This window comes from Microbacterium sp. Nx66 (genome assembly GCF_904066215.1).
Classification (GTDB): Bacteria; Actinomycetota; Actinomycetes; order Actinomycetales; family Microbacteriaceae; genus Microbacterium; species Microbacterium meiriae.
This window is the reverse complement of record NZ_LR880474.1, coordinates 2,994,141-3,010,746: the sequence shown is the minus strand read 5'-3', so window position 1 is coordinate 3,010,746 and position 16,606 is coordinate 2,994,141. Positions and strand designations below refer to the sequence as shown.

The 16,606-nt window shown below is 73.4% G+C and carries 14 protein-coding genes; 10 read left to right on the top strand and 4 right to left on the bottom strand.

Annotated elements, in window-relative coordinates:
* Window positions 1–38: 38 nt before the first annotated feature.
* Together galK and galT are read right to left on the bottom strand one after the other, a co-directional pair.
* A complete protein-coding gene (gene galK, locus MICNX66_RS14560; protein WP_187662461.1) occupies window positions 39–1,223 on the bottom strand; it encodes a galactokinase in 1,185 nt (394 codons plus the stop codon).
* A complete protein-coding gene (gene galT / locus MICNX66_RS14555; RefSeq protein ID WP_232089104.1) occupies window positions 1,220–2,407 on the bottom strand; it encodes a galactose-1-phosphate uridylyltransferase in 1,188 nt (395 codons plus the stop codon). The genes galK and galT overlap by 4 nt, the downstream gene beginning before the upstream one ends.
* Window positions 2,408–2,513: 106 nt before the next feature.
* Here galT and MICNX66_RS14550 point away from each other — a divergent pair, with 106 nt between their 5' ends.
* The gene (locus MICNX66_RS14550) at window positions 2,514–3,479 is read left to right on the top strand and encodes a LacI family DNA-binding transcriptional regulator (protein WP_187664229.1); all 966 of its coding nucleotides are present in this window, start codon (window positions 2,514–2,516) and stop codon (window positions 3,477–3,479) included.
* Window positions 3,480–3,482: 3 nt separating this feature from the next.
* Here MICNX66_RS14550 and MICNX66_RS14545 read toward each other — a convergent pair whose 3' ends face one another.
* On the bottom strand, window positions 3,483–5,441 hold the full coding sequence (locus tag MICNX66_RS14545; RefSeq protein ID WP_187662460.1) for a DUF2264 domain-containing protein: 1,959 nt from the start codon (window positions 5,439–5,441) through the stop codon (window positions 3,483–3,485).
* Window positions 5,438–6,451, bottom strand: coding sequence for a hydroxyacid dehydrogenase (locus tag MICNX66_RS14540; RefSeq protein WP_187662459.1), 1,014 nt, complete (start codon window positions 6,449–6,451; stop codon window positions 5,438–5,440). Before MICNX66_RS14540 ends, MICNX66_RS14545 begins: the two co-directional genes overlap by 4 nt.
* Window positions 6,452–6,637: 186 nt before the next feature.
* Here MICNX66_RS14540 and MICNX66_RS14535 point away from each other — a divergent pair, with 186 nt between their 5' ends.
* The 9 genes from MICNX66_RS14535 (at window position 6,638) to MICNX66_RS14495 (ending at window position 16,599) form a co-directional block, all read left to right on the top strand.
* Window positions 6,638–7,738: a LacI family DNA-binding transcriptional regulator gene (locus tag MICNX66_RS14535; RefSeq protein WP_187662458.1), complete on the top strand. Its 1,101-nt coding sequence runs from the start codon at window positions 6,638–6,640 to the stop codon at window positions 7,736–7,738.
* 102 nt (window positions 7,739–7,840) lie between these two features.
* Window positions 7,841–9,010: a Gfo/Idh/MocA family protein gene (locus MICNX66_RS14530; RefSeq protein WP_187662457.1), complete on the top strand. Its 1,170-nt coding sequence runs from the start codon at window positions 7,841–7,843 to the stop codon at window positions 9,008–9,010.
* A complete protein-coding gene (locus MICNX66_RS14525) occupies window positions 9,007–10,227 on the top strand; it encodes a DUF993 family protein (RefSeq protein WP_187662456.1) in 1,221 nt (406 codons plus the stop codon). The genes MICNX66_RS14530 and MICNX66_RS14525 overlap by 4 nt, the downstream gene beginning before the upstream one ends.
* Complete coding sequence (locus MICNX66_RS14520; RefSeq protein ID WP_187662455.1) at window positions 10,224–11,141, top strand: sugar phosphate isomerase/epimerase family protein; 918 nt, start codon at window positions 10,224–10,226, stop codon at window positions 11,139–11,141. Before MICNX66_RS14525 ends, MICNX66_RS14520 begins: the two co-directional genes overlap by 4 nt.
* A gap of 424 nt (window positions 11,142–11,565) precedes the next feature.
* Window positions 11,566–12,330 (top strand): sugar phosphate isomerase/epimerase family protein, encoded by a 765-nt coding sequence (locus MICNX66_RS14515; protein ID WP_187662454.1) that lies wholly within the window; start codon window positions 11,566–11,568, stop codon window positions 12,328–12,330.
* A gap of 43 nt (window positions 12,331–12,373) precedes the next feature.
* Window positions 12,374–13,441, top strand: a complete 1,068-nt coding sequence (locus tag MICNX66_RS14510) for a LacI family DNA-binding transcriptional regulator (RefSeq protein WP_187662453.1) — start codon at window positions 12,374–12,376, stop codon at window positions 13,439–13,441.
* Window positions 13,438–14,541: a glycerate kinase gene (locus MICNX66_RS14505; RefSeq protein ID WP_187662452.1), complete on the top strand. Its 1,104-nt coding sequence runs from the start codon at window positions 13,438–13,440 to the stop codon at window positions 14,539–14,541. The genes MICNX66_RS14510 and MICNX66_RS14505 overlap by 4 nt, the downstream gene beginning before the upstream one ends.
* A 141-nt stretch (window positions 14,542–14,682) precedes the next feature.
* On the top strand, window positions 14,683–15,534 hold the full coding sequence (locus tag MICNX66_RS14500; protein ID WP_085605959.1) for an ABC transporter permease: 852 nt from the start codon (window positions 14,683–14,685) through the stop codon (window positions 15,532–15,534).
* Window positions 15,535–15,564: 30 nt separating this feature from the next.
* The gene (locus MICNX66_RS14495; protein ID WP_187662451.1) at window positions 15,565–16,599 is read left to right on the top strand and encodes an ABC transporter substrate-binding protein; all 1,035 of its coding nucleotides are present in this window, start codon (window positions 15,565–15,567) and stop codon (window positions 16,597–16,599) included.
* The last annotated feature ends 7 nt before the right edge of the window (window positions 16,600–16,606 follow it).

The following is a 16,606-nucleotide window of genomic DNA, read 5'->3' as shown; positions in this document are numbered from 1 at the left end:
CTCCTGCCGCGGCGGTGGCGGCTCGACCCTTCATTGTGTCAGGCGTCGCGGCGCGGACCTGCGGACGGGCTGACCTCGAACAGGTGCGGGGCGACGAAGCCCTCGGCGGCGAACCGCCCCCGCACCGCGTCGGCGAGGTGAGGCACGGCACCGCGGTCGACGAGGGCGATCGCGGCACCGCCGAAGCCGCCGCCGGTCATGCGCGCACCCACCGCCCCCGAGGTGAGGGCGGTCTCCACCGCGGCGTCGAGCTCCGGCGTCGAGATCTCGAAGTCGTCGCGCATCGACGCGTGGGACGCGACGAGGAGGTCGCCGATGCCGCGTGCGCCCGCGGTGCGCAGCGTCGCCACCGTGTCCTGCACGCGCTGGTTCTCCGTGACGATGTGGCGCACGCGGCGGAAGGTCATGTCGTCCATCAGGCTCTCGGCGCGGGCGAGGTCGGCCACGGCGACGTCGCGCAGCGCGGGCACTCCGAGGATCGCGGCTCCGCGTTCGCATGCGGCGCGGCGTTCCCGGTAGCCGCCGGTGGAGTGCGCGTGCGTGACGCGGGTGTCCATCACGAGCACCGCGAGGCCGGCGTCGGCCATGCCCAGCGGCACGACGTCGGCGGCGAGAGAGCGGCAGTCGAGGAAGATCGCGGCGTCGGGCTCCCCGAGCATCGAGGCCATCTGGTCCATGATGCCGGTGGGCGCGCCGACGGCCTCGTTCTCCGCCGTCCGTCCGATCCGGGCGAGGGCGACGGCATCGAGGCCGGCGTCCCAGAGCTCGTTCAGTGCCGTGGCCGTCGCGCCCTCGATCGCGGCGGACGACGAGAGCCCGGCCCCGACCGGGACGTCGGAGGCGATCGCGATGTCCAGGCCGGAGGCCGCGGTCGCGGGGGCGGCCGCACGGAGGGCCCAGGCGACGCCGAGCGGGTACGCGGCCCACTCCGGCACCGCGGGCGCCGTGCCGGGCGGGGTGGGGAAGAGGCGGTCGAGGTCGTCGAGAGCGATCTCGACGGGGTCGTCCGCGAGGGTCGAGGCGACGCGGAGCCTTCGGTCGGCACGGCGGCGGACGGCGGCGACCGTGCGCTGCGGGATCGCGAACGGCAGCACGAAGCCGTCGTTGTAGTCGGTGTGCTCGCCGATGAGGTTCACGCGCCCCGGGGCCGACCAGACGCCGTCCGGCGTGCGCCCGGCGAGGGCGGCGAAGAGGTCGACGGCGGCGTCGTGTGCGGAGGTCATGCGGAGGCTTCCTGGTCGGCGCGAGCGAGGGCCTCGCGGAGTCGGGCGGCCCCCTGCTCGGGGGCGACCTCGGCGGCCCAGGCCCACATCGCGGCCTCGGAGCCCGCGAGGAACTTGAGCTTGTCGGCGGCGCGGCGGGGGCTCGTGAGCTGCAGGTGCAGGCGCACGCTCTCGCGGCCGACGTGGACCGGAGCCTGGTGCCACGCGGCGATGTACGGGGTGGGGCTGTCGTAGAGCGCGTCGACGCCGCGGAGGAGACGGAGGTAGAGCGGGGCGAGCTCGTCGCGCTCCTCCGCCGTGGTCTCGGCGAGGTCGGGCACGTGCCGATGCGGCATGAGGTGCACCTCGAGCGGCCACCGCGCCGCGAAGGGCACGAACGCGGTCCAGTGCTCGCCGCGGAACACCACCCGCTCGGAGGCCTGCTCCTCGGCGAGGATGCGGGCGAAGAGGTCGGGTGCGGTGCGGTCGACGGCGTCCAGCACCCGGGCGGTGCGCGGGGTCACGTAGGGATACGCGTAGATCTGCCCGTGCGGGTGGGGGAGGGTCACGCCGATCGCCTCGCCGCGGTTCTCGAACGGGAAGACCTGCTGGATGCCGGGCAGGGAGGACAGAGCGGCCGTGCGGTCGGCCCAGGCCTCGATCACGGTGCGGGCACGGGTCGCGGTCTGGGTGCCGAAGGAGCCGGAGTGCTCGGGGCTGAAGCACACGACCTCGCAGCGGCCGACGGCGGTGCGGGTGCGCCCGAGTCCGAGGGCCGCGAGGTCGTCGAGGCCGCGCGGGGGGTTCGTCGCCCCCGGGACGGTGCCGACGGGCTCGGCGAGAGCGGGGCCGAACGCGGGGGAGCGGTTCTCGAACACGGCCACGTCGTACCGGGACGGCACCTCGGACGGATTCCCCGGTGTCTGCGGCGCGAGCGGGTCGGCGTCGGCTCCCGGCATCATGACGCGGTTCTGGCGGTTGGCGGCGACGGTGATCCAGTCGCCCGTGAGAACGTCGAGCCGCATGGTCGCGGTGTCGGGTCGAGGGGCAAGGGTGCGGGCGTCGACCGACCGTTCCGCGCCGAGGGTCGTCTCCGGGTCGTCGTAGTAGATGAGCTCACGGCCGTCGGCGAGGGTGGTCGGGCGCTTGACGACACCGGCGCCGAGACGCTCCGTGCGCAACTCAGGAGATTCGGGCGTGTTCACGTCAACATGTTAGGTCGGGCTGCGTGCTAACGTCAACATGACGGAGTTGTGAACGGAGGATCCCGTGGCCCGGAAGCTGTCGGCGTCGGTGTCCGCCCGCGTGTCCATGGCGACTGTGGCGGCGCGAGCCGGTGTCTCCGGACAGACCGTCTCCCGCGTCGTCAACGGCAGTCCGCGCGTGGACCCGCAGACGCGGGCGCGGGTCGAGGCCGCGATGACCGAACTGGGGTACCGGCCGCATCGGGCCGCGCGGGCGCTGCGCACCGGTCGCAGCCACACCCTCGGTCTCGTCGTGACCACCCTGGCCACGGTCGGCAACTCCCGGATGCTGCAGGCCACGGCCGAGGCGGCGGCGGAACGCGGCTATGCGCTCACGGTCGTCACGGCTGCGGACGGCGTGGACGCGGCGTTCGCCCGGCTCGCCGACCAGGGCGTCGACGGTGCCCTCGTGCTGAACGAGGCTTCGGCGCTGGTCCCTGCCGCCACTCTGCCGCCGGAGCTGCGTCTTGTCGTCGTGGACGCTCCCGCAGGAGCCGGAGCGATCGTGGTGCACAGCGATCACGCCGCGGGAGCAGAGGCTGCCACGCGCCACCTGCTCGCCGCGGGGCACGAGACCGTCCACCACCTCGCGGGACCGGCGGAGTCGTTCGCCGCCGCCGAGCGCGAGCGCGGGTGGCGCGAGGCTCTGACGGCTGCCGGTCTCACGCCTCCGGCGGTCGTGCACGGGGACTGGAGCGCGGAGTCCGGCTTCGCCGCGGGGGCGGCCCTGGCCCAGGCGACGGCGGTGTTCTGCGCCAACGACCAGATGGCGCTCGGGGTGCTGCGCGCGGTGGCGGAATCCGGACGCACGGTCCCCGGCGACGTCAGCGTGGTCGGCTTCGACGACATCCCGGAAGCGGCGAACTTCCTCCCGCCGCTCACGACGATCCGCCAGGATTTCCCGGCGCTCGCGCAGCGGGCGGTCACAGCGCTCATCGCCGCCGTGGAGGGCGACGCGGCGGCGACCGATCCCGCCGCGCCCGTGGTGGTGCCGACTCGGCTCGTCGAGCGCGCGAGTACGGCACGCCGCTGACGCTCACCCCCGCGGAAGGAACTCCTCGGGGCGGAAGCGCGTCGTGGCACCGTCCGGCCAGGACACCGCCGCGTCGCCTGCCCGCAGGTCGAGCTGCGGCACGCCGGGGGAACTCCCGAGAAGCACGCCGACGGCCATCCAGACGTCCGGCCGCACCGCCGCCGAGAGCCACGGGGTGGCGGTCTCCGGGCCGAGCGGGGTCGCGTCCCGTTCCCGTCGGACCCCCGCGGTCGCACCGTCGACTCCGAGGAGTCCGATGACCCGGCTCTGCGTCTCGCCGCCGAGGGCGAGGGCGGCGGTGACAGCCGCGGGGCCGGTCTCGACGACCGTCGGGGAGGACAGCGCCCAGCCGCCGATGCGGAGGACGTCGCCGTCGCGGATCACCCCGTCCGTCCCCGCGCCCTCCCGGACCCGCACGAGCCGCACCTCCCACGGTCCGCGGAGCGCCGACACCACGTCGACCATGGGGCCGACCGTGGTCTCGGCGGCCGCGCCGCCTCCGCCGACATCGAACTCCGCGCGGAAGCCGTCGTGCCAGTGCACGGGGCCGGAGGAGCCGCCGAGCACGGCGTCGTCGACCTTCCGCAGCGCTCCGGTCGCGAAGCCGGAGCGATGGCTCGCTCGGCCGCCACGCACCACGGCGACCGTGCCGTCGAGCGGATCACGGACCCCGGGGCCGGCGAGCACGGGCGCTGTCGCGGTCGAGTACCCGAGCTTCGCGTACAACGGCGCATCCGGCTGGTGGGCACCCGGCATCCGGTGGTCGGTGCCGTGGTTGACCACACGCACGATGCCGTCCGCGGTACCCGTCGCGAGCCACCCCGGGGCGATGAGGACGCGGGTGAACGGACCCCGATCGATCGGCAGGGGCTGTTCGACGGCCGTCCAGAACGGATGCGCCGCGGGCAGGGCGAGCGGCAGGAGACCCTTCGCCGCCCAGTACGGAGAGCCGGGGCCGGAGTAGTCCTGGGCGAGCGGACGCCAGGCGCCGTGCCAGCCGAGTGGCAGCACTCCGGTCGCATCCGGCGCACCGCGGTCGGTGAAGTGCCGGACCTGACCGCTCACCGCCCGGCGCAGGAGGCCGGGGTCGTGCCGCGAGATGCCGGAGAACGCCGCGACCCCGGCCGCGGCGGCCGTCGCGAAACGGTAGGTGAGGCTGCGGCCCTGGATGAGTGGTCCTCCGTCGGCGCCGACGAGGTGCAGCGCGTCGTCGAGGAACGCGTCCAGCCGCCGGCGATACCGGGCGATGCGATCCGCGTGGCGCGGCTCGTCGCCGACCATGTCCGCCCAGAGCAGCGGGTAGAACGACAGCGCCCAGCCGGCGTAGTGGTCGAACGATCGGGCGGCGCCGTCCGCGCTCCATCCGCCGTCCCGCTCGAAGCCGTCGAGCAGCGCGAAGTCGGCTGCGCGGTCCGCGTCGGAGGACGGCCCGCGGACGCTCTCCAGGAACTGCTCGACGAGCACCCGGAACCAGGCCCAGTTGTTCGGCGGATAGCTCCCACCGACGACGGCCGCCAGGTAGTCCACGGTGCGGGTCCGGGCGCTGTCGTCCAGGCGCGCCCACACCGTGTCGCGGGTGAGGTGCAGACCCAGGGCGAGCGCCGCGGCCTCGACTTTCGCCTGGTCGACCTCGTCGGGGCGCGGCCACCGTTCGGCACCGGCCGGATCGACACCTGCCGCCAGCCCTCTGGCATACCGCTCGGCCAACGGCTCTGTGCCGCGTGGGTCGCCGGCGATGCGGAACGCGGCCAGCAGGAACGTGCGGCTGAAACCCTCGAGCGCGTCGACCGCGGCGCCGAAGCCGCCAGGCGCGCCGGGGTACCGGATGCCCGCGCCCGCCCGGCTCGCATGACGGGCGGCCCCGTCGAGGATGGCATCGGCCACCGTCATCAGGTGCGCGCGCGTCCATCCCGTGTGCGGGGAGAGCGCCCGGTCTTCCGGAGGCAGCGCGAGGATCGTCATGCGCTGTGCGCGAGGTCGGCGCGGTGCACGGGGTGTCGAGGCGGACGGCCGGCCACCCACGCCTCGAGCTCGTCGAGGGCGGCGTCGGCCAGCCGGTGCGCCTCGGTGCCGAGCGAGCCGGCGAGGTGCGGGGTGACCGCGACGTTCGGCAGGTGCAGCAGCGGGTGGTCGGGCGGAAGCGGCTCCGGATCGGTGACGTCGAGGATCGCGTCGAGGCGACCGGAGGCGCACTCCGCGAGCAGCGCGTCGTGATCGAGGAGGGCACCGCGCGCGGTGTTGAGCACGGTGGCGCCGTCGTGCAGGGCCGCGAGCTGCGCGCGGCCGATCATCCCCCGCGTCGCGGGCAGCGCCGGTGCGTGCAGGGAGAGCAGGTCGACGGCGGGGAGCAGGGCGTGGAGTGGGACGAGCCGTGCGCCCGCCGCGGCCACCTCTTCGGCGTCCGCGTACGGGTCGGCGACGAGCACCTGCAGTCCGGGGAAGGGCCGCAGCAGGTCGACGACGCGGCGCCCGATGCGGGAGAACCCGACGATGCCCACCGTGCGGTCGAGGTTGCCGATGCGGCCGGTGACGCGGGGCCCGATGCGCAGGTCGCGCTGTGCGTCGTCCCCGCGGAGCGGGAGGAGGGCGCGTTTGCCGGAGAGCAGGATCATCGCGAGTGTGTACTCGGCGACGGGGGCCGCGTTGGCCTCGGCGGCGGACGTGAGCAGGATGTCGCGCTCCCAGAAGGCGTCGGACACGACGCCGCGCACGCTCCCCGCCGCATGGAACACCGCGCGGAGTCGGGGGAGCCGGTCGAGCAGGGCCGCGTCCAGGAGGGGGGCGCCCCAGCCCGTCACCAGCACCTCGATCCCTGACACGCGGTCGGCCGCGGCCGCCGCGTCGAGCGCGGGCGTGTGCAGCGGGGCGCCGGGGGCCACGAGCGTCCGCAGACGGGCGCGCCGAGCGTCGTCGAACACGAGGTCCCACGCCTCCGTGGAGAGGGCGGCGATGGTGAACGGTCGGTGGGCCATGAGTCTCCGCGGGTCTCGGGTATGCGCTTGCCGAAGCGTGCCGTTCCAGTGAAGACTGTGCGTTCGAGCCCAGGCAACGTGATCGAACAGGAACCATCCAGATCGAACACACTCGTACACGGAAGGCAGCCGGATGCTGATCCCCCGCATCACCCTCGAAGATGTGCGGCACGTCGGGAGGATCGTGTGACCGAAGAGCGTCCCACCCCGCGTTTCGGCCTCTCCCGCCGCGAGCGCATCCTGGACGAGCTGCGCCGTACCGGCGCCGTGCGCGTCGCCGAGCTCGCCCGTGACTTCGGGGTGGCCGAGCTCACCATCCGTCGCGACATCACCGCGCTGGCGGACCGCGGACTGCTGACCAGGGTGCACGGGGGAGCAGTGCTGCGGAGCGCGCTGGACACGACCGTCGCCCGCGCTGCCCTTCCCGGGCCGCAGTTCCGCATCGGCATGGTGGTGCCGTCGCTGAGCTACTACTGGCCGCAGGTCGTCGTCGGCGCCCGGAGCGCCGGGGTGGAGACCGGGGTGCAGCTCGTGCTCCGCGGAGCCAGTTACGCCGCGCAGGACCAGCGTCGCCAGATCGCGGCGCTCCTGGAATCCGGAACCGTGCACGGCCTCATCGTGGCCCCCGAGACGCAGGGCGCCGACGGACACGCGCTGCTCTCGTGGCTGGACACGCTCCCGGTTCCCGTCGTGCTGGTCGAGCGCCGGACCCCGCCCGCTCTCGCCCTCACCCGGATGCAGACCGTGGCGACGGACCACGCGTTCGGGGGTGCGCTCGCCGCCGGGCACCTCGCCGCACTCGGGCACCGGCGGGTGGGGGTGCTCACGTCGCCGCAGTCGCCGACCTCCGCCGGGCTCCGGCAGGGCTGGTCGCGGGCGGTCGCGGAGCTCGGTCTCGCGGTGGGCGTGGATCGCGATGCGGCGCTGGACCGGATGGAGGGGCCCGCGCAGGCGGACGTCGTGTCCTCGGTGCTCGCCGAGATCCGTGACACGGGCACGACCGCGCTGCTCGTGCACTCGGACCCGCAGGCGCTCCTGCTCCAGCAACATCTGCAGGATGCGGGCTGGCGGCTGCCCGACGACCTCTCCCTGATCGCCTACGACGACGAGGTCGCGGAGCACGGCTCCCCTCCGCTCACCGCGCTGCGGCCGCCCAAGCAGCACGTCGGACGCCGCGCGGTGGAGCTTCTCCGGGATCGGCTGCGCGAGGGGACCACCCGGCCCGCCGAGCGCGTGGAGGTCGCCCCGGCGCTGCACGTGCGGGCGAGCACGGCCCCTCCGCGTTAGGCGCGGTTGCGAGGTCGAGCGTCTCATGCCATGATCTCGGAAAGCGCTTACCAACATTCTCCTGTCAGCGCCGACAGCTTCCACCGAGAGGAACGGACCGAGATGGCACAGGCCCCCACCCGCGAGATCGGGATCATCATGAACGGCGTCTCCGGGCGCATGGGATACCGGCAGCACCTGGTGCGGTCGATCCTCGCGATCCGTGACGACGGCGGGATCGAGCTCCCCGACGGCAGCCGCGTGACCGTGCGGCCGATCCTCGTCGGACGCAGCGAGGCCAAGCTGGCCGAACTGGCGGCGAAGCACGGCATCGAGGACTGGACGACCGATCTGGACGCGGCCCTCGCCGACCCGCAGTGGGAGATCTACGCCGACTTCCTCGTCACGAAGGCCCGGGCATCCGCGATCCGGAAGGCCATCGCCGCCGGCAAGGCGATCTACACCGAGAAGCCCACGGCCGAGTCGCTCGACGAGGCTCTGGAGCTCGCCCGCCTCGCCCGCGACGCCGGTGTGAAGACCGGCGTCGTCCACGACAAGCTCTACCTCCCGGGGCTGCAGAAGCTCAAGCGTCTCATCGACTCGGGCTTCTTCGGCCGCATCCTCTCCGTCCGGGGCGAGTTCGGCTACTGGGTGTTCGAGGGCGACTGGCAGCCCGCGCAGCGTCCGAGCTGGAACTACCGCACCGAGGACGGCGGCGGCATCATCACCGACATGTTCCCGCACTGGAACTACGTGCTGGAGAACCTGTTCGGCGAGGTCAAGAGCGTCTACGCGCAGGCCGCGGTGCACATCGCCGACCGCTGGGACGAGAAGGGCGAGCACTACACGGCCACGGCCGAGGACGCCGCGTACGGCATCTTCGAGCTCGACGGCGGGGCGATCGCCGAGATCAACTCCTCGTGGACCGTGCGGGTGAACCGCGACGAGCTCGTGGAGTTCCAGGTCGACGGCACGCACGGCTCCGCGGTCGTCGGACTGTTCGGTGCGAAGATCCAGCCCCGCAACGCCACGCCCAAGCCCGTGTGGAACCCCGACCTGGAGGACAGCCACGACTACGACGCCGACTGGCAGCAGGTGCCGACGAACGACGTGTTCCAGAACGGCTTCCGGCAGCAGTGGGAGGAGTACCTCACCTCGTTCGCCCTCGGGACGGACTACCCGTTCGACCTGCTGGCCGGCGCGCGCGGGGTCCAGTTCGCCGAGGCCGGACTCGCGTCCAGCGCCGAGGGACGCAAGATCGTGCTCGAGCCCCTGACCCTGGACGAGGCATGACCACCCTCCGCCTGCTCGCCGCCGACGGCCGCACCGCCGACACGGAGCTCCGCGAGGTCGCCGGTGTCACGCGGCCGGAGGGCCCGCTCCGCAGCCGGGTGGCCTACGCCGCCGCGCACGTCGTCCCGAAGGTCCACGCGGACAACACCCCGGGGCAGCCGGCCGACATCGACTGGGACGCGACCCTCGCCTTCCGCCGCAACGTGTATTCGTGGGGTCTCGGCGTCGCCGACGCGATGGACACCGCGCAGCGCAACATGGGGCTGGATGCGGCGGCGGTGCGCGAGCTCATCGCCCGCAGCGCCGAGGTCGCCCGCGAGGAGGGCGGCACGGTCGTGGTCGGGGTCAACACCGATCACGTCGACGAGGAGCGCATCCCGCTCGATCAGGTGATCGCCGCCTATCTCGAGCAGCTGCACTTCGCCGAGGAGCAGGGGGCGGGGCCGGTGCTCATGGCCTCGCGCCACTTGGCTCGGGTCGCGGAGACCGCCGACGACTATCGCCGCGTCTACCGCGAGGTGCTCTCCCGCGCGTCGGCTCCCGTCGTGCTGCACTGGCTCGGCACCGCGTTCGACCCGGAGCTCGCGGGCTACTTCGCGCCCTCGTCGCCCGCCGGGAGCGGTGGTCCCGCGTGGCAGGAGGCCGCCGGGGTGCTGCTCGACATCATCGGCGAGAACCGCGCCGCTGTCGCCGGGGTGAAGATGAGCCTGCTCGACGCGGACTCCGAGGTGTGGGTGCGCGAGCGGCTGCCGGAGGGCGTGCGCATGTTCACCGGCGACGACTTCCACTACGTCGGCCTCATCGGCGGGGACAGCCTGACCGGGGCTGCCGCGCCCGAGGGGTCCGCGTCGCGCGGCCACTCGGATGCGCTGCTCGGCGCGTTCGCCGCGCTCGCCCCGGTGGCCTCCGCCGCGATCCAGGCCCTCGACGCGAACGACCCGGAGCGGTACCTCGACCTCCTTGGCCCGACGGAGGAGCTGAGTCGGCAGGTGTTCGCGGCACCGACCTACTACTACAAGACCGGGGTCGCCTTCCTGTCCTGGCTCAACGGCCATCAGCCCGCGTTCCAGATGGTCGGGGGGCTGCATTCCGCACGGAGCCTGCCGCACCTCAGCCGCATCGTCGAGCTGGCGAACGGGGCGCTCGCCCTGGAGCGGCCGGAGCTCGCCCGGGAGCGATGGCACGGCCTGCTCCGGCTGAACGGGGTGGACGCATGACCGCCCCCCGGAGCCTGGCGGCGGAGCGCGAGTCCCGGACACCCGGCGTCGGGACCGTGCCGCATCCGCGGCTCTCGATCAACCAGGCCACCGTGAAGCACGCGGACCTCGCCACGGCCCTGCGCGTCACGGCGGCGGCGGGGGTCGAGGCCATCGGTTTGTGGCGGGAGCCCGTGCAGGCGGTGGGGCTCGATGTCGCCGCCCGTATGCTCGCCGACTCCGGCCTGCGCTTCACGACGCACTGCCGCGGGGGCTTCTTCACCCTTCCGGCCGGTCCGGAGCGTGACGCCGCGCTCGACGACAACCGCCGGGCGATCGAGGAGGCGGCCACCCTCGCGGCGGCCGGTGCGGAGGGCTCGACCGCGGTGCTCGTCCTCGTCGCCGGCGGTCTGCCCGAGGGGTCGCGTGACCTCGTCGGGGCGCGCGAGCGCGTCCGCGACGCCATCGGCGCCCTGGCGGACGACGCCCGGGCCGCCGGGGTCACCCTCGCGATCGAGCCGCTGCATCCGATGTACGCCTCCGACCGTGCCGTGGTCTCCACCCTCGGTCAGGCGCTCGACATCGCCGCGGACTTCGACCCTGCCGTGGTCGGTGCCGCGGTCGACACGTTCCACATCTGGTGGGATCCGCAGGTGCTCGACCAGATCGCCAGGGCCGGACGGGAGGGGCGCATCGCCACGTACCAGGTGTGCGACTGGAAGACCCCCCTCGCCGCAGACCCCCTGCTCTCCCGGCACTATCCGGGGGACGGAGTGATCGACTTCGTCACCCTCACGCGGGCGGTGCAGGACACCGGCTACGACCGCGACATCGAGGTGGAGATCTTCCATGCCGACGTCTGGGCCGACGACCCGGCCCGTGTGGTCCGGCGCACGGCCGAGGCCTTCGCGACGGCGGTCGCCCCCCACTTGTGAGCCCCGGTGACCCCCGTCCCCGGTCCCTCCGTCTCCGGTCCCTCGGTCTCCGGCCCCTCCTTGGTCCCGGTCCCTCGTCTCCGGTCCCTCCTTGGTCCCGGCGTGGTTCCGGATGCACGACCCGTTCCCGGATGCACGGCCCGTCCCCGGGTGTCGGTCGTCCCGACGTGCCCGGGTCGTGCATCCGTCCCAGTCCCGTCGTCGTGTGTCGGTCGTCGTGTGTCGGCCGACGGGGGGACACCTGCACGACCCGGGTCCGTGGGCACGGTCAGACCTAGGTTTCGGTCGTGCAGGCGGGACGGGGTCGTGCAGGTGGGACTCGAGGACGGGGAACGGAAGGGGCCGGGACGTCCGACCGAGGAGCCCGGGGAATGGACGGGCCGGCCGGTGTCGGGGAGATCGGGAGGACTGAGAGGATGACGGGATGACGGGGATCCGTGCGGGACTGTGCTCGGTGACGTTCCGTGCCCTGCCGCCGGAGAGGATCGTCGCGCTCGCGGCCGCCGCAGGTCTCGACGTGATCGAGTGGGGCGGGGACGTGCATGTGCCACCGGGGGAGGTCGGACACGCGGCGGAGGTCGCGCGGATGACCACGGATGCCGGGCTCGCCGTCGCGTCCTACGGGTCGTACTTCCGCGCCGGATCGGAGGAGTCGCTGACCGCGGTCCTCGACAGCGCCGCGGCCCTCGGAGCCGACCGCATGCGGGTGTGGGCAGGGAGTCACGGCTCGGCGGAGGTGTCCGCGCAGGAGCGTGCCCGCGTCGTGACGCGGCTTCGCGCGGCGGCGGTCGAGGCGGCTGCCCGCGGCATCGGGCTCGCCCTGGAGTTCCACGGCGGCACGCTCGCCGACACCGCCCCGGCCACCCTCGCGCTCCTGCACGAGGTCGACCACCCGATGCTGTCGACGTACTGGCAGCCCACGGTCGGCGCCGCCGTCCCCGCGGTGCTCGAGGAGTTCCGTCGGCTCAGCCCCCATGTCTCCGCCGCTCATGTCTTCTCCTGGTGGCCGCGCACCGAACGGCACCCGCTGCGCTCGAGGTCCGCGCTCTGGACACGGTTCTTCGCGGAAGCGGCCGCCACCCCGCACCCGCCGCGTGACGCCCTGTTGGAGTTCGTGCCCGACGACGCCCCCGAGCTCCTCGCCGGTGAGGCCGCCGCCCTGCTCGGTTTCCTCGGACGGCGGCCGTGAGCGTCCCTCGAAGCGGATCCGTCCTCGTCGGTAGGCTCGGAGCATGACCCCGTCCGCCACACCGGCAGAGCCGCCGGCCGCGCGTCGCCCCCGTCACGCCAGGGGACCGGCGCCCACGCTGCATGACGTCGCGCTCGAGGCCGGGGTCTCGCTGGCGACCGCCTCTCGCGTGCTGAACGGTTCCGAGCGCAAGGTCGCGGCGCCCTTCCGGGAACGCGTGGAGGCCGCCGCCGAGGCCCTCGGCTACACCGCCAACGTCTCCGCGCAGGCGACCGCCCGCGGACGCTCGCCGGTGATCGCGCTCCTCGTCGCGGACATCGCCGACCCCTACTTCGGACTCATCGCATCGGGCGTCGCGCGGGGTGCCGACGAGCAGGGTCTCGTCGTGACCGTGGCCATCACCGAGCGCGACCCGGCGCGGGAGGCGCGGATCGTCCGTGCGCTGCGCGGACAGCGACCGCAGGGGCTCATCCTCGCCGCCTCGCGCACGCAGGAGGAGGGGCAGGCGGAGACCGCCCGCGAGCTCGCCGAGTTCACCCGCCTCGGGGGCCGTGTCGTCGCGTTCGGCGCGGACGGCGACGGCGACCGCCGGGTGGAGATCGACAACCGGGCCGGGGCCGCCGCGCTCGGCCGTCGGATGGCGGAACTCGGGTATCGCTCGGCGGTGCTCGTCGGGGCGGCGGAGGGCGTGCGCACCTCGGACGACCGGCTGGCGGGCTTCCGCGCCGGGTTCGCGGAGGGCGGCGGCGAGGTCGCGCAGACCGTCCGCGGAGACTTCCGCCGCGAGTCGGGGGCGACGGCGATGGCCGACGCCCTGGCAGCCGGAGTCCCCGAGGGTACCGTCGTGTTCGGCATCAGCGACGTGGTGGCCATCGGGGCGATGGCGGCCATCCGCGCGGCGGGCCGGGAGGTCGGCGCGGACATCGCCGTCTGCGGTTTCGACGACGTGCCCTCGAGTCGCGATGTGACACCGGCCCTCACCACGGTCTGCGTGCCGCTGAGCGATGCCGGGTATCAGGCCTTCCGCGCGATCGTCGACGAGGACTGGCAGCAGCCGACGCTCCCGCTCGAGGTGGTCGTGCGCGCGAGCACCCCGGGGCTCCGGGCATGACCCGCGTCGTCATCGCTCCGGACAGTTTCAAGGGCACGATCACGGCGGCGGAGGCCGCGGCAGCGCTCGCCGACGGCTGGCGGGAGGTCGAGCCGGCGGCGGACATCGTCCTCCGCCCGATGGCCGACGGCGGGGAGGGGACCGTCGCGGCGTTCGCGACGGCCGTACCGGATGCACAGCGCATGCCGGTCACCGTCGACGGCCCGGCGGGCGCTCCCGTCGAGACGTCCTGGCTGCTCCTGCCGAGCACGACCGATGCTCCCGGCGGCACGGGCGTCGTCGACATCGCCTCGACCTCGGGCATCGAGCTCCTCGACGGCCTGCGGCCCTGGGATGCCGATACGACCGGCTTCGGGCAGGCGATCGCCGCCGCCCTCGATCACGGCGTCTCGCGACTGATCCTCGGCATCGGCTCCAGCGCCTCGACCGACGGCGGCACCGGCATGCTCGCCGCCCTCGGCGCGCGCTTCCTCGACGGGGACGGTCGGCCGGTCGCGAGGGGAGCCCGGGGTCTGGCGGACATCGCCACGGCGGATCTCGGCGCGCTGCGCACCGCGCCGGATGTCCGCGTGCTGACCGATGTCACGAATCCGCTCACCGGATCTCGCGGCGCGGCGGCGGTGTTCGGTCCGCAGAAGGGGCTCACGGAGCCCGGCGACATCGCCCGGGTCGACGACGCGCTCGCCGGTCTCGCCGCCCTCCTTCCCGTCGATCCGCAGCTCCCCGGCACGGGTGCCGCCGGCGGTACGGGGGCGGCGCTCGTGCGCTGGGGCGGGATCCTCGCCCCGGGGGCGGCCGAGGTGGCCGCGCTCGTCGATCTGGCCGGGGCCGTCCGTGGCGCCGAGGCCGTGATCACCGGCGAGGGGTCGTACGACGGACAGTCGGGTGACGGGAAGGTGCCGTCCTTCCTCGCCGCGCTCGCCGTCGAGGTGGGGGCGCGTCCTCTGCTCGCCGCGGGTCGGATCGCGGAAGATGCCGACGCCGGCCTGTTCACGCGGGCCGTGTCGCTGACCGCGTTGGCGGGGTCGTCCGCCGCCGCCGTGGCCGACCCTGCGCGCTGGCTCCGGGTCGCGGGCGCGGAGCTGGCCCGGTCGCGGTGACCGACCCGGAGGCCGCGCCGACGCGCGAGATCCGTGCGGGCGCGACACGGTGCGTTGACACGGCAGAACGGTCGGCATAGACTCGCAACACCGAACGGGAATGCGCTTTCCCGAATCCTTCACGAAGATGTCGAGGACCCCATGTCGTCTGCCCCCTCCGCGACCATGACCCTGGCGATCGCCGCCGACCGCCCCGAGCCTCCGGGCATCGTCCGCTGGTGGAGCCGTCACTGGCACCCGCTCGTCTTCGTGCTCGCGGTGCTCGCCCTCTGGTGGGTCTCCACGAGCCTCGGGTGGGTGCCCGCGTTCATCATCCCGTCGCCCGCCGACACCTGGGCGGCCTTCACCGACAACGCCGCCTACCTCGCGCAGAACACCTGGGTCACCACCTACGAGACCGTGATCGGTTTCGTCATCGCGGTCGTCGTCGGCGTCCTCGTCGCCGTGCTCATGGTGTACTCGCGGGGTCTGGAGCAGACGCTCTACCCGGTCATCCTCTTCGCCCAGGTCATCCCGAAGATCGCGATCGCTCCGCTGTTCGTGGTCTGGCTCGGGTTCGGCGCGGAGCCGAAGATCCTCGTGGCCGTGCTCATGGCGTTCTTCCCGGTCGTCATCTCGGGCCTCGCGGGCCTGCGCACCGTCGACCCGGAGATCCTCCAGCTCGCGTCGACCATGGGAGCGAGCCGCTTCAAGACCTTCCTCAAGGTGCGGCTGCCCGCGGCGCTGCCCGAGCTCCTCTCCGGTCTCAAGGTCGCCGCGACGCTCGCGGTCACCGGTGCCGTCGTCGGCGAGTTCGTCGGCGCGAACGAGGGCCTCGGCTACGTGATCCTGCAGGCCAACGGCAACCTCGACACCGCCATGCTCTTCGCCGCGCTCATCATCATGTCGCTGCTCGGCGTCATCCTCTTCGGCATCATCCAGATCGCCGAACGCTTCCTCATCCCGTGGCACGCCTCCAAGCGCGACGTCGCCGCGGCCACCGTCCGACTCTGACCCCCCTCGCCCCCACGAAAGAAGGCACTGATGAAGAAGTCAGGCACCATCCTCAGCTCGATCGCCCTCGCGTCCGCCGCGGTGCTCGCCCTCTCCGGCTGCGGAGGATCGACGACCCCGGCGAGCTCCGGCGACGGTGACGGCGGGGAGCTCACGCCCGTCACCCTCATGCTCAACTGGTACCCGTACGGCGAGCACGCGGCGTTCTACTACGGCGTCGACCAGGGCATCTTCGAGGAGCACGGCATCGATCTCACGATCAAGGCCGGCCAGGGCTCGACGAAGACCGCGCAGGCCGTCGGGCAGGGGCAGGTCGACTTCGGCTGGGCGGACACCCCCGCCGTCCTCGCGAACATCGACAAGGGCGTCGGCATCAAGAGCGTCGGCGTCTTCCTGCAGACCACGCCGTCGGCCGTGCAGGTCTTCGCCGACTCCGGCATCTCCAGCCCCGAAGACCTCAAGGGCAAGACCATCGCGGTCTCTGCGGGCGACGCCCCGACCACGACCTTCCCGATGTACCTCGAGGCCGTGGGCCTGGAGGAGGGCGATGTGACGCAGCAGAACCTCGACGCCGCGGGGAAGATCGCCGCCATGCTGTCCGGGAAGGTCGACGGTCTCATCGGCTTCGCACACGACCAGGGTCCGACCATCGCCGACAAGAGCGGCAAGGACGTCGAGTACCTGCGCTACTCCGACGCCGGCCTGAACTTCTTCAGCAACGGCCTCATCGCGCCGACCGACACCATCGAGAACGACCCGGAGCTCGTCGAGGCCCTCGTCGCCGCGACCTCGGAGGCTTTCGAGGCCGCGCAGGAGGACCCCGAGGCCGCGGTGGCCGCGATGGAGGGCAAGGACCCGCAGATGCCGTCGCAGGAGGTCCTGCTGCACCAGTGGGAGGAGACCATCGAGCTGCTCCACACCGACGCCACCGAGGGTGAGGCTCCCGGCGCGAACGCGACCGAGGACTGGGAGTCCACGCTGGAGGTGCTGTCCGAGGCCGGGCTCATCTCGGGCGACGGCGACGTGGACACCTACTTCGACGACGCCTTCACCCCCGGGAAGTGAGACCGAT